We start from the raw sequence: 13,204 nt of genomic DNA, 5'->3' as shown, positions 1-13,204 counted from the left end.
TGCTAACGCATACGGCACACGAGTGTCAGCTGCCGCAATCCTCGTACAAAACGCCGCTGGCACGCAGAAAATGAAGCAGGCGCATCGGTGCTATGGTGCACGGGTTGTCCACCTTGCGACAGGAGGGCTTGTGACCCAGCCATCGTCTCCGACCCCGGACGCGCAGCGCGCGCTGGACACGGAACCGCAATCCATCGACGCCCCCATCACCGCAGCCGCCGCGTTTCTGGTGCTGGTCGTGAAGGACGACAGCGCGTCGATTGCCACTGCGCAAGCGGTACTCGCCAGCACCGACGATCTCGTCAAGGACGTGCGCATCCGGGCGCATGGCGGACTGTTCACCTGCAACGTCGGCATCTCACACCGCGCGTGGGGCCCGCTCACCGCGAAACCGCTGCCGAAGGAACTCACGCCGTTCAAGGAAGTGCGCGGCGCGAAACATACCGCCGTCTCGACCGCAGGCGACCTGCTCTATCACATCCGCGCGGAATCGATGGACGTCATCATCGAATTCGAACAGATCGTGCTGGAAGCCTTCGGCAACGCGGTGGAGGTGGTCGACGACGTCGCGGGATTCCGTTATTTTGACGGCCGCGATTTATTGCAGTTTGTCGACGGCACGGCCAACCCCGATGGACTCGACCTGCCCTTCGCCACCATCGTCGGCAACGAAGATCCCGATTATGCGGGCGGCAGCTATGTCGTGATCCAGAAGTATCTGCACGACATGGCGGCGTGGAAAGCGCAAAGCGTGCAGACGCAGGAAGCCATTATTGGCCGCCGGAAGTTCGACAATACGGAATTACCGGACGCAACCGAAGGCCAGAAGTCGCACAAGACGCTTTGCACGATCGAGGATGCCGACGGCGAACACGATATCCTGCGCGACAACATGCCGTTCGCAGCGCCTGGGCGCAACGAATATGGCACCTACTTTATCGGCTATTCACGGCACGTCTGGGTGATCGAGAAAATGCTGGAGCGCATGTTTATCGGCGATCCGCCGCCACTGCACGACCGCATCCTGGACTTTTCAAAGGCCGTCACCGGCGTGACGTTCTTCGCCCCCGCGCGCAAGTTCCTGGGCGACCTCGCGCCGTAGTTACGGCGCGGCTTTCGCAATGAGGCTGCGCAGGCGCGATTTCGAGCGCGAGTCCAGTGGGCGCATTTCGCATCCCACGCGGCTCCAGCCCCGCTCGCGATCTTCCGCAATCCAGCGCACTTCGAGCGCAACCACGACAACGATTTCATCGTCGCCATCGACCGCCGATGACTGTAGCCAGCCCGATACCGTCTCGCCGCGCGAAAACAGCCCGCTGCGTGCGTGCAGCAGCGCGCCGTGCGAGCTCAGGTCGGCGACCTGGGCGAGCGCCCTTCCGTCCTTGTTCAACAGCAACGGCCCGAACAGCATGGGTGTGCGGACGTCCCGCCGCAAATCCATTTCACTTGCCATATAAATGACACCCGTTTCTCAAGATTTATTTTTATCGTGCGCTGGTCGCTTCTATGGACTTTGTTAAAGTCCTGCCCTCGAATTTCCCGTAAAAGGAAATATTTATTTAATTGCGAAGCAGCGCGTGAATTGTAACGTGATTGGCCGCAAGCGCGCATCACTGATTAAAACTATGCGCACACAACTAGTTTTTTAATGCGAGCGAGCTGGCAAGGGAGCCCGACATTGCGCGCCTGAATTCGTCGCCTGCAAGTGGCGACCCGCACAGGAAACCCTGCATCTGGTCGCATTCGAGCGCGAGCAACTTGAGCGACTGCGCAACGGTTTCGACGCCCTCCGCGACGACTTCGATGCCGAGCACGCGCGCCAGCGCCATGACCGCCGAAAGCAGCGCCGAACTGCGCGAAGACGTATCGTCGAGCCCGCTCACAAAGGCACGGTCAATCTTGATCTGGTCGACGCGAAAGTCCTGCAAGTGACCGAGGCTCGACAGCGCCGTACCGAAATCGTCGAGCGCCACGGCATAGCCACGATCGCGCAGCGCCTGCACGACCTCGCGCGTGCGATCGACGTCCTGCATCGCCGTGGCCTCGCTGATCTCGAACATGAGTTGCTCGGGCGGCACGCCCGCTGCCGTGACGATCGCGTCGATGCGCTCGACGATACCCGGCAGGTTGAACTGCATCGCGGAGAGATTCATCGAAATCGACATGGAGCGGAGGCCTTCGCGCTCCCATTCGACCAGGTATGCACAGATTTCGCGCAGCACCCAGTCGCCGATGGCGATCATCAAGCCCGCGCGTTCGGCAACCGGGATGAATTCGAGCGGCGGCACGCTGCCAAGCACCGGATGGATCCAGCGCAGCAACGCTTCGGCGCCGGTCATGGCGCGGCCATCGACGGAGTACTTCGGCTGGAACACGAGCTCGAACTGCTCACTGGCCAGCGCCACGTGCAGGTCGCGCTGGATGTGCAGCGAGCGCAGCGTGGAGCGGCTCATGCTGTCCTCGAAGCGGCGGAACATATTGCGGCCACTGCGCTTGGCGGCATACATCGCACAGTCCGCGTGGCTCAGTAGCGTGTCGAGCGCAACGCTTGCGTCCTGCGAGAGTGCAATGCCGATGCTCGCGCCGATGCGCACGGGCAGCGCCTCGGCAAGCACGAATTCATCGCGAAGGCCTGCAAGGATGCGCCGCGCGATGGCGTCCGCCACGTCGCCGATATCGTTGTTCAGCGAGCCCGACATACCCGGAACACCGGGCATGCCCGTTTGCCACGCCGTCACGACGACGAACTCATCGCCGCCGAGCCGCGCCACCAAATCGCCCTGACGCGCGCAGCCGGCAATGCGCGTAGCAGCCTGGCGCAGCAGATCGTCGCCGATCTTGTGGCCGAGCGTATCGTTGACCACCTTGAATCCATCGAGGTCGATGAACAGCACGGCGAGTGCCCCACCGGTGCGCGCGGTGCGTTGCGCGAGTTCCTTCGCGCGCGCCATCAGCCAGGTGCGATTGGGCAGGTCGGTGAGCGCGTCGTGCGTGCCCAGGTGGCGGATCGTATTCGTGGCGCGGTCGAGCGATGCAGACAGACGGTTGGCCTGCGTGCCGAAGATCCACAACGTGCCGATCAGCACGACCGTCGAGGCCACGCCCACGATCAGCGCGAGCGCGTTGGCGTCGACCTTGTGCGTGCTCAGGCAGCGGCTTGTGTCCGCGAAGGTGGCGGCGCTCATGCCCGTGTAGTGCATGCCGGAGATCGCGAACGCCATCACAGCCGCCGCACCCAGCCGCTTCCAGACGATGTTTTCGCGGCGCGAGTCGCGCAGATGGAACGCGAGCCACAGCGCGGCGATGGACGCGCCAATCGCAATGGCCACCGATAGCGCAACGCGCGCGGGATCGTAGTCGATGGACGGCGACATGCGCATCGCGACCATGCCGGTGTAATGCATGGCCGCCACGCCCAGCCCCATCACGATGCCCGCAGCCAGCAGGCGGCGCGCCGAGAGACAGCCGCGGCTAACGGTTGCGAGCGCAACGAGTGCGGCGAGCACCGCCAGCGCGAGCGAGCCCGCTGTCGCGTCCAGGTCGTAGCCCACCGCAATCGGCAAGGTGAGCGCGATCATGCCGATGAAATGCATCGACCAGATGCCGATGCCCATGGCGCAAGCGCTGGCCGCAAGCCAGGCGTGACGCCAGCGGCTGCTGGTCACCGCACTGAGCATGGCGGCGCCTTCGAGCGCCGTATAGGAGGCGAGGAAGGCGACCACCACCGACAGACACGTCAACAGCGGGTTATAGACACCGTTCATTCGTGGCCCTTTGCGCGCTTATTGCCGTTGCGCGTCGCTCTGATCAAGTCTCATTGCCGTGCACGCCCCCAGCGTTGGGCTGGCGAGGCACGCACGCGCCGCGTCTCTCAGCGCGGCGTGGTTTGTTTAATGTTGCGGACGCATCGATGCGTAACGACTATTTTCATATCGGCAGATGCGCCCGGATCTTAAGGGCGACCACGCTTGATCGGTCTTTCACTGCGTTACAGCGAATTTCGGCGGTTTTTCGTCCTAGTTTTTAACCGGGAAATACCAGAGATTGCGGTCGCTGTAACCGAACTGCTTGAGGATCGACGCCAGCGTGCCATCGGCGCGCAACTCATCCAGTGCTCTCGACACCGCATGGTTCAAGTCGACATCGCCCTTGCGCAGCGCGTAACGCGCGTAGCCATACTCCTGGGGCAACGGCCGGTAATCGCCCACCATTTCGATCGCCGACGACGGATGCTGCTTGAGGAACATGCTGATCTTGATGTCGTCCTCCATTGCAACGTCGATGCGCCCCGCGATCAGGTCAGCGAATTCGGCCTCGCTGCTCGTATAGAGCTTCAGTTCCTTGAGGTCGGTGCGAGCGCCGAGCAACTGATGATTGATGCTGCCGCGCAAGGTGCCGACGGTATGCCCAGCAAAGTCGTCCCAACCGTGAATCTTCAAGGGATTGCCGCGTTGCACGGCAATCGCCGAGCCATACCAGTAGGCGGGACTCGTGAACGCCACGACGCGCAGGCGCTGCTCATTGGCGTGCAGATTGTCGACGATGACGTCCGAGCGGCCCGAGAGCAACGAGGGAATCATCGCGTCGAACGGCATGATGTCCCACTTGACCTTGGTAATGCCAAGACGTTTGGTAATTTCCTTGAAGATACGCACGTCCGCCCCATCGAATGCGCGGGTCTTGTCGTCCAGAAATGTCGATGGTGGATCGGCCGCAATGGCAAGCGTCACGCCGTTGCGCACCGCGCGCGCGTAAGAGCCATCTCCGCCTTCGAAACTGACGCCGGTGATCGCACCGTTGCCGTCCGCATAAGCGTTCGTCAACGTAACCAGCCCCCCGAGAATGGCGACAAGCGCCAATATTATTTTTCGCACGAAACACTCCAGAGTTTGAGTATTGGTGACGTACAGAAACAGCGACGTAAAGAAACAACCGTGATTTCGTTTTTCTTACAGCTAGTGCGTGCCGGTCATCGCCGGTTTGTTGTTGAATTCGCCACGCGTGGACTCCCCATCTTGCGCTCCAGCCAGCGCACGACGTACGCACTCGGCCAGGAGAGCGCCAAATATATCGCGCCGATTATTGTGAAAACCGTCGCGTACTGAAAATTCGTAGAAGAAATAATCTGCCCCGTGAACATCAGTTCTTTCACCGTCACGATCGACACCAGCGACGTGTCCTTGAAAAGCGAAATCGCGTAGTTGCCGAGCGGCGGCACCACGATGCGCAGCGCCTGTGGCAACACCACCAGCTTCATCGTCTGGCCGCCGGACATGCCGAGCGCCTTCGCAGCTTCGACCTGGCTCTTCGGCACCGCCTTGATGCCGGCGCGGTAAACCTCGGCAAGATAGGCCGAGTAATTGATCGACAGCCCGATCACGCCAGCGATGAACGGATCGAAACGAAGCCCGAACGATGGCAGCACGAAATAAATATAGAAAAGCTGCAACAGCGCAGGCGTGCCGCGAATCAACTCGATATAGGCGGCGGCAAGCGTGCGCGGCAAGCGCGCATGGCTGATCCGGGCAAGCGCCAGCACGAGGCCGAACGGCAAGCTCAGCGCAAGAATGCACAACGTCAGCTCAAGGCTCGTGAGCGCGCCGCGCAGCAGATCGGGCAGATAGCTGCTCGCGCCGTGAAGATCGAACAGTTCCAGGATGGTCGTCGGCATGAATGTCCTGCCCGTCGTGCAGGTGCGGGTTCGAGGATCGGCTTTCTTTGAACGATTGGGCGTCAGCCGCGCGCGACAGGCTGCGGCTGTGCACCGAGCATGCCGCTGATGCGTTCGGCATAAGCGTGCAGCGTGCGCCCCAGCGCGTGCAGATCGTCGTCGCTGAGCCCCGACTTGAGCGTCGTCACGCTGATCGCCGCGACGCCCTCGCCATCGCGGTTCGTGATGGCGGCGCCCACGCAGACCACGCCGATGTTGTCCTCTTCGTCGTCGAAGGCGTAGCCGCGCTCGGCGACGAGAATCAGGTCTTTCATCAGCTCGGCAGGCGTCACGCGCGTGTATTGCGTGCGCCCCGGCATGCCGGTATGCGCGAGCAGCTTGACGACGCGCGCGGGCGGCAGCAGCGCCATCAGCGACTTGCCGAGCGCGGAGCAATGCGGCAGTTCGCGCTGCCCCAGCGCAGAGGCGATCCGCACGATGCCCGGTGCATCGACACGGCTGATCGCCACGGCGTAGCCGTCGTCGTCAAGCACCGCGAGCCGCGACGTGAGGCCGGTCTCCTCGGTCAGTTCGCGCAGCACCGGCATGGCGACCTGGGACACCCCGACATCAGCCGCCGCACGATCCCCGAGATGCACGAGCGCAAAGCCCAGCCGATAACGCCGCGAGCCGCCCAGGCGGACATCGATGACATAGCTGCGCGCGAGCAAGGTCTGCAGCAACGCGAACGCCGTGCTTTTTGAAACGCCGATGACCGTCGCGATTTCGGCAACAGTGAGCCCCTCGCTGCCGCAGGAGGCCAAGGCCTCCAGGACGTCGAGCGCCCGGCTGACACTGCGAAGCGCGTAGCGATCTTCAGTGGTTTGAGCTGCTTGTGTCATTTTTTCGTGTTCTTGCGGTTGCTGAACCGAGCGAACCGACGGCCAGCGTTGTTGTTATTCGTGGTCGTTGTTGACAGTCATCATTGTGGAACCTACCATAAATACCACTACCGAACGCGGTTCGGTAGTGCCGAACGAACAAATAAATATTCGGCTCCGTTCGACGCGCGGCACTCAGCGGGCGATCGACCCAAATACATGGCAAGAGGACGTCACCAGGCCGGCGATATGCGCATGGCATGCGCGTCACCGCTTCCTGAGGCGAAAATCAATGGGCATCATGTCGGAACGGGGTTTAGATGTCGGCGCAAGCCCGAAGTTATCGGGCGCTCATTCACTCAAGCTCGCTCATGACGATATCCGGCATATCAAGTCGGTACTCGGGCGATTGTCTGCGCAAGAAATGAACGATCTAGGTTTGCCGCCTGCCTACTGGCGCAAACGCTTGCGCGATATCGCGCAGTGCAATCAACTGTCGAAGGGACAGCTCGGCGAGATCGACCGGCTGCTTGAGTCACTGAAGGCTTAGTTTGGATATGGGCGGGGAAGCAGAGGTGCAAGGCCTCTGGCCAGCGCGGTGTTCATGCACCTTGCTGCGTTTGCCCATCTAATTCGTGTTGTTCGCCGCGGCTTTTCTTGATTTCAGGGAAGGCGGCATTTGCTGCGCTCCGTAAGCGCCGTTTAGCGATCACGCAGCAATCAATCCAGGCGATCTTGAGGATCCTGTCCGCTATTGCTCCACCGGCGCCACGCGTCGACGCTCTCCCGCATTGCCTGCTTCCGGTTTCGACCGATCCACCTGCTCCCTTGCTGAACTGCGACTGCAGCCGATGTGGCTGCACGCTTGCCGTTTTCCCCCATGTGACCTGGGCCGACTCCCTTGCGTGTGCCGCCAGCACCGAGCACGCATACGTTGGAACGACGCCAGCTCCCGCCTATTTTCACTCGGTAATATTACGCATTACGATTGATATCTAACTTTTTAGGAAGTCATTTAGACATTATCGGTATAATGTCTTTAAGCAGGAGGCGCGCTCGAGATTCTGGATGCAGTTTCAGGGGCGGCGCGGTGGCGGGCCTGATGCCCCTTCTGTGATGGAAATCGCCATTGGCGACGTGTACCAGCGGTATCCGGAGAATCACGATCCCCATCGTATCGAGCGCTATCAGTTTTTTGTTGATTTACTTTTCGTTACCGACCGCCCTCCCATTGCACAAGCAAGTCAGCTGGAATTGCCTTGATAACTTCAACGTATGGCTTGCCAACGAATTGTTCTGCACGACGAAGCAAAACCGGAATCGGGCTGCTGGGTTCGTGCCGCTCGAACCACGCACGAGCCTGCTGGATAAGACCGAGCGCTGCGTGTCGATCCATGGGTTCAGCCGCAGGAGGTATCGTGGCAGGCGCCACGTCTTCGCGTAACGCCAGTGCTCGCACGGCCGCGTCAACAGAATCAGGCTCGCGGCTCTCTTGCGTCTCGTTCTCTTCCATTGGCATCGCCGGCTCCATCGCGAGTTCGTCTGGGGTTGCAACCGTACTCACGGCATTCACCGCAGTTACGAGAGGGGCCAGCAACCGGGTGAGGGCAGACAGATCGGGAATGTATGCGCCGAGATGCACATGACACCATGCATCGATGGCTACGACGCTTCTGGCCGCATCATCAAAACCATTCACCCGCGATGGCTGCTGCGCATGCAGTTCTTCAAGCTGCCGCGTGACCGATTCAGGGGCGAGCGCATCTGCCGCTCTTGGATGCGCGAACGCCCTCTCCACATCTCTTACCTGCAGCCGTGTGGCGGTCGAACGGGCCAGTGCAATTTCCCGCAGGTCGGCCAGCAGCCCGTCAGTGTCAGTCAGGGACTGCAAGGCGTTCATGCGAATTTCCAGCGCAGCGTCACGATCCTCATCTACGTCAGGCTGCGGATGGATTTTTTCTGGCCATGCCTCAAGCCACGCGACGAGCAGTGCCAGACCTTCGGCCAGTCCTGCCGCCGCTCTTGTACGCGTGCAGCAGCGCGTGTACAGGATGGCCAGCCGCATGTCCTTGCTGCGCATCATCAGGCGCCGGCAATCGCGTTCCACGTCGGTCCAGCTGACGGGGTCTGGCGCGCCGACGAAGTCACCATACTGCGCATCTGCGCGAGTGGCGAGCGCGGCACCCAGCACCACAAACTCGGGGTCGTACTCCAGGTCTTTCCCGCACGGAAGCGCGTCTTCGACCGGAACCATCCAGTCATGCGTGAGAGGCGACGTTACTGTTTTCTGTGTGTCCTTGCGCTTCTCGCGGCTCATGGTGGTCTTCCTGGTTAATCGGTGAATCAGGCATGGCCCGACGGCGCAACGCGTGCGGGCCAGCGGGCAATCATTCCGCGTTGCATGGAGTGCAGCTCGGTCTGGGAATACGCACTGGTCGACGAATGGTGGGCCAGAAAATGCTCGAGCATCAGACCCAGAAGCCAGGGACTTGTCCCGGAGAAGCCGGTTTCGTCGACTGTCAGGACGGTCGCAACGCTGCGGCCAAACATCAAGGGTCGACTGTCCTCGAGCATGAGCTCGGTCGCGCGGGTTTCCACACCAATCAGGCCTTCCACCTGGCGCTGCCCACGAATGTCGCCGCGCCCGAGAAACAGTCGCAGGAGGTCACGTATGTTGCGGCCGCCGACGCGATGATCCATGTTCCGGATCGGCACATAGTTGAAATTCAGATGCCTGATCAATTGCCATGCGATACGCTGGCCGGCATCGGGTTGTCGGGGCAGACTGGGGGGACGGACAAGCCCTACCGACCGGATGGCCTCCTGTGCGCCTTCCAGATCCACGTCCAGATCGTCAACCCCGTCTCTTGGAACCAGCATGGGCAGGTCGCGGTTTGTCACCCACGCGTCAGCGCTCAGGTAGCGCAATGTGCCATTCCACGGGGCATCATGCTGGTCGACGAGCGAGACGAATGTCTCCGTGCCGATATAGGCGGTACGCGTGCCGCTTTGTCGTGCGGCGTCAGATGCGCAACGCTGTTCGCGCCGCAACGCGAAGTGGCGACCGTAATTGCCCTTGTCCCGGTTCAGGGTTTCAAACATTGGCCGGAACTCGACGCCAGTCGAGGTGGGGGTTTGCTGTGCGGTAACACGCTCGATGGCAAAGACCTCATAGTCGAGAGGATCGAGGCGGGATGAGGCCAGCAGGGTATCCGTACCACCTGGCGAGATTTCGAACTGGTCGGTACGCCGGCGGAAGAGATTGACCACAGGCGTGCAAAACAGCGCCATCCGTGACGCATCCACCCGACTGGCCAGCCGGTCTGTGGGCTGGTCGAGTAGCACGACGATTTCAACCTCACGCGCGTGGACGCGCCGGAACCCGTCAGCAAGCCCGGTCAACGTAAAAAAGTAGAATCGGCTCGGGCATGCGAAATACTCGCGAAGGAGATTGTGTCCGTGAAACTTTGACCAGGTCAGCGGCAACAGCCCCTGGCCAATGCCAAGCCCTTCATGAGCGATCGAACCACCGGCTACCCCACCCGCCTGACCAGTCGCGCCAGATCCAGCAGGCTCCCCGATGACCGTACCCACACTGGCAGCATGCAGCAATTCAAAGAGGTGCGATGCGATAGGTTCGTCGCCACACAGGTAAATGGGCAAACGCTCCAGTCCCGGAAGATCTGCGATGTTGGTGCCATCGGTTGTGCGCAACCGCATGCGCATGGCACCACGGACGTAGCGCTGCGGCGCGACGTAGCGCTCAAGCCCGGTTATGTCAGCCGGGATTCCGGTGAGCCGGACATCACTGATTTCCAGGGGATACAGGACGACGTCCTGTGCGCTTCGAAATTGACAGGCCGTCTTTTCGTCACGTGCGACGCGCGACGTGAACATCGTGCCACGGGGCAGGCTGTAGCCCGCCGGATAGTGGTTGCCTGCCTGACGCGGGTAGACACGGGCCACTGAGATAGAAGGCGTGGGCGCGAGATAACCCGGGTAGAAACTCTCCAGCAGTCGTGCCGCAAACCGCGGAAATTCGGTGTCAAGTTTGACCCGCATGCGCGCGGCCATCTGGCAGAACGCATCAATCAGGAACTCGACGTAAGGGTCGACTGTTTCAGGTTCCGGCGCACCAAGACGTGCTGCGATCGCTGGGTGTTGCCGCGCGAAACCTGCCGCGTGTTCGCGCAGACGGCCTAGCTCAGCGGTGTAATAATCCAGCAGCCGTGAATCCATACAGGGCACTCTGTTTTTCGGGTAGACGCGACCGACATGCCTGTTATGGCGATGGCAACGCAGGGATCAGGAAAAGACCAGATGGACATTCAGCCCATCCGCTTTGATGTCGCGTGGATCTGGCTTGTCTGGAGATCGAGCGTGCTTTGAACCATGAATTCCAGTGGATAGGGATCCATCCGGATCATGCCGCGGATCTCGAAAGACAGATCCCCGTAATGGCCGCCCCCCTCGCCTTCGAGCCGCTCAATCACTAGCGCATCAGGGATCAGGCGATGTTCGAAATTGAGAATTGCCTTGCGTATTTCACGCTGGATATCTTCCCACTTACGGCTGACGACATGCGTTCCCGCCAGAGGAGGAACGCCATAGTTGATCACTGAGGCGGCAGCCAGCGGGTACTGCGAGACGTCCAGCGTGTCACCCAGATTTGCCGTATTGAGCAGGTAAGCCAGGTCACGCTGGATGATGTCGCGCATCTGGTTGCGCGTCATGGCATATTCGCCAGGGCTCTCATGCAGCCGGTGCGGTGCGGGATCGGACAGCCGGTCAAGCAGCGTGGGCATCAGATAGTTGTCCTGACGGCGTCGCGTATCCGCAGGCTGTATGACGTCGTGTTTGCGTCGTCTCATTGCGGGATCGTCGCCGGTTGAGTCGCTGCCAGTCGTTGCGCAGTGACAAGGCTGCACGTGAGCCAGTCGAACAGTCCGACATCCCCGGCACTCGTTGTCCAGCACTTGCGACCCTGCGCGATTACACCTGTGCGCCCGGTTTCATGCCACACAGTCTGACATCCCAGGTGCAGGACATCCCGATCGTTGCCCGCCACATAGTCTGAACCAGGCAGCGATGCGGGCAACGGATAGCGCGAAGGTGTGAATCCGTGCACGAGCGTCCCATCGCGGAGCGTGACTGTGCAGGGTGCCCAGACCAGATCAATCAGTGCCGTGGGCGCGGAAATTGTCCATGTCGCAATGTCATCCAGCGGCAGCCAGCGATAGGATCCTGCGGTCATGATTTCGTACACCGTACCCAGACGTGAATCACTATCAGCGATCCAGTCGAAGCTTGTGTCACCCGCGTGGCCCGACGTCGATGGCGCGGTATCAAGTGCCTGCTCGCGCACGCTATCCGCAGCGGCGTCTTCGCCGCGCGCAGTCAGCTCCAGTGCATTGATCATCCCCTGCATCCATGCCGGTATGTCGTCCAGCACAAAGCCAGGCGGCCTGCGTCCCAGCATCACGTCTTCGCGCCAGCGCTCGGCCCTCACGAGATCACGATAGGCCTGTACCAGCGGAAGACCAGCGGGGTTGAGCTGGCCAAAGACCTGGAGCTGACGCATCGCGCGCTCCCATTCACTGCAGATGCACAACCACTGGAAAAGCGCCCATCGATGCGACGCATCGCCTGGGTGCTGCCGCACCAGCGACTCGGTGGCGGCAATCCGCTCCGCAATGGCTGGTTGGCTTGTCAGATGTTGAGACAGGTGTGTTTCTGCGGAATCGGTCATGAATGATTGTTGGTTTGTCCGGCGGAGCCATTCAGTTCTGTGAGCGGGCTGTCAATCGCCAGGGTATGGTGCTCACGCTGCGTCAAGGCCGGTGGTCGTACCGGCTCGCCGTGCGGTTTTGCGCTGTATTCGGGTGGTGCAAAAAGTCTCAGGATTTCCGGAACACCATCGTCACCGCCGAGATCCAGTGCTTCTCCTATGCCGAGCCGGCCGAACGCCTGATCTACCCGTTCGATGTCCGGAAAGAGTCCGCTGATTGCACCGCCTGCGTGGCTATCCCATGTCGGGTCGTGCTCATGGGTAGATGTGCTGAGTGGCAGGGACGGTGTTGACGACACCCACGCCCCGCTCATCAGGGACTGTGGTGCATCGAGTGCCTTGCAATAGTGGACGTAAAGCGTACCCATCAGACCGCTGCCATCAATAGAAGTCGACTGCGGCACATGCTGGTCAGCTGCTGGATAGAAATCCTGGCCGTGATCTCCGAGGTGTGAGCCGAGAAGATCAAAGATCGGGGCGTCATGTTCTTCCCGGCCAGCGCGCGGGTATGCATCCTCCCGCCCGCGATGCAGGCTGCGACTGGCATCTGTTCGGGCTGTATTCCCGATATCGCCAGCAGGCTGCGACAAACCCGTTGGTTCTTCGATGCGATCGATACCCATCGACTTACTGCGCAACCACCTGGTTATCCACATAAGCTGATCCACCGGCCAACATTTGGCTCGTACCCGCAAGGCCTTGATGTCTGAGGCATTAAGTACAGCTCAGAGACTTTGAGCGATTAACACACAATGCCGCGCTTATGTCTACACGCCACAATCCATGGCATGATCCATCACATCTCCTGTTCAGGTGAAAAATCCAGCAATAGTGACTTGCTAAAAAATTCGACCAAGATAAATCCGAAAAACAATCTGATTATTT

At 60.7% G+C, this 13,204-nt stretch carries 12 protein-coding genes; 2 read left to right on the top strand and 10 right to left on the bottom strand.

Going from position 1 to position 13,204, the window contains the following annotated elements; all coding sequences use genetic code 11:
* The first annotated feature begins 130 nt into the window (after positions 1-130).
* Entirely contained in the window at positions 131-1,102 is a 972-nt protein-coding gene (locus BBA01S_RS29965; protein ID WP_027819672.1) for a Dyp-type peroxidase, read from the top strand.
* On the opposite strand, the gene BBA01S_RS29960 is transcribed toward BBA01S_RS29965, so the two are convergent.
* The 5 genes from BBA01S_RS29960 to BBA01S_RS43335 form a co-directional block, all read right to left on the bottom strand.
* Complete coding sequence (locus tag BBA01S_RS29960; protein WP_167336055.1) at positions 1,103-1,441, bottom strand: PilZ domain-containing protein; 339 nt, start codon at positions 1,439-1,441, stop codon at positions 1,103-1,105.
* Between the two features lie 196 nt (positions 1,442-1,637).
* Positions 1,638-3,764, bottom strand: coding sequence for a putative bifunctional diguanylate cyclase/phosphodiesterase (locus BBA01S_RS29955; RefSeq protein WP_027819670.1), 2,127 nt, complete (start codon positions 3,762-3,764; stop codon positions 1,638-1,640).
* A gap of 252 nt (positions 3,765-4,016) precedes the next feature.
* A complete protein-coding gene (locus tag BBA01S_RS43345; RefSeq protein ID WP_167336054.1) occupies positions 4,017-4,823 on the bottom strand; it encodes a substrate-binding periplasmic protein in 807 nt (268 codons plus the stop codon).
* A gap of 146 nt (positions 4,824-4,969) precedes the next feature.
* Positions 4,970-5,671: an amino acid ABC transporter permease gene (locus tag BBA01S_RS43340; RefSeq protein WP_052391945.1), complete on the bottom strand. Its 702-nt coding sequence runs from the start codon at positions 5,669-5,671 to the stop codon at positions 4,970-4,972.
* Between the two features lie 62 nt (positions 5,672-5,733).
* Positions 5,734-6,552 (bottom strand): IclR family transcriptional regulator, encoded by an 819-nt coding sequence (locus BBA01S_RS43335; RefSeq protein ID WP_042298118.1) that lies wholly within the window; start codon positions 6,550-6,552, stop codon positions 5,734-5,736.
* A gap of 271 nt (positions 6,553-6,823) precedes the next feature.
* Here BBA01S_RS43335 and BBA01S_RS47120 point away from each other — a divergent pair, with 271 nt between their 5' ends.
* Positions 6,824-7,081, top strand: coding sequence for a hypothetical protein (locus BBA01S_RS47120; RefSeq protein ID WP_156966130.1), 258 nt, complete (start codon positions 6,824-6,826; stop codon positions 7,079-7,081).
* A gap of 663 nt (positions 7,082-7,744) precedes the next feature.
* On the opposite strand, the gene BBA01S_RS29930 is transcribed toward BBA01S_RS47120, so the two are convergent.
* From BBA01S_RS29930 to BBA01S_RS47115, 5 genes are all read right to left on the bottom strand, one after another.
* Positions 7,745-8,848: a type VI secretion system protein TssA gene (locus tag BBA01S_RS29930; protein WP_027819669.1), complete on the bottom strand. Its 1,104-nt coding sequence runs from the start codon at positions 8,846-8,848 to the stop codon at positions 7,745-7,747.
* 26 nt (positions 8,849-8,874) lie between these two features.
* Positions 8,875-10,770, bottom strand: a complete 1,896-nt coding sequence (gene tssF / locus BBA01S_RS29925; protein ID WP_027819668.1) for a type VI secretion system baseplate subunit TssF — start codon at positions 10,768-10,770, stop codon at positions 8,875-8,877.
* 89 nt (positions 10,771-10,859) lie between these two features.
* On the bottom strand, positions 10,860-11,402 hold the full coding sequence (gene tssE, locus BBA01S_RS29920) for a type VI secretion system baseplate subunit TssE (RefSeq protein WP_042298117.1): 543 nt from the start codon (positions 11,400-11,402) through the stop codon (positions 10,860-10,862).
* The gene (locus tag BBA01S_RS43330; protein WP_052391943.1) at positions 11,399-12,280 is read right to left on the bottom strand and encodes a type VI secretion system accessory protein TagJ; all 882 of its coding nucleotides are present in this window, start codon (positions 12,278-12,280) and stop codon (positions 11,399-11,401) included. Before BBA01S_RS43330 ends, tssE begins: the two co-directional genes overlap by 4 nt.
* Entirely contained in the window at positions 12,277-12,942 is a 666-nt protein-coding gene (locus BBA01S_RS47115; RefSeq protein WP_167336053.1) for a TagK domain-containing protein, read from the bottom strand. Before BBA01S_RS47115 ends, BBA01S_RS43330 begins: the two co-directional genes overlap by 4 nt.
* Positions 12,943-13,204: the final 262 nt, after the last annotated feature.

This window comes from Paraburkholderia bannensis NBRC 103871, assembly GCF_000685015.1.
GTDB classification, from domain to species: domain Bacteria; phylum Pseudomonadota; class Gammaproteobacteria; order Burkholderiales; family Burkholderiaceae; genus Paraburkholderia; species Paraburkholderia bannensis.
Note: the sequence above shows the minus strand (reverse complement) of the source record. Positions and strands in the feature narration are given on the sequence as shown.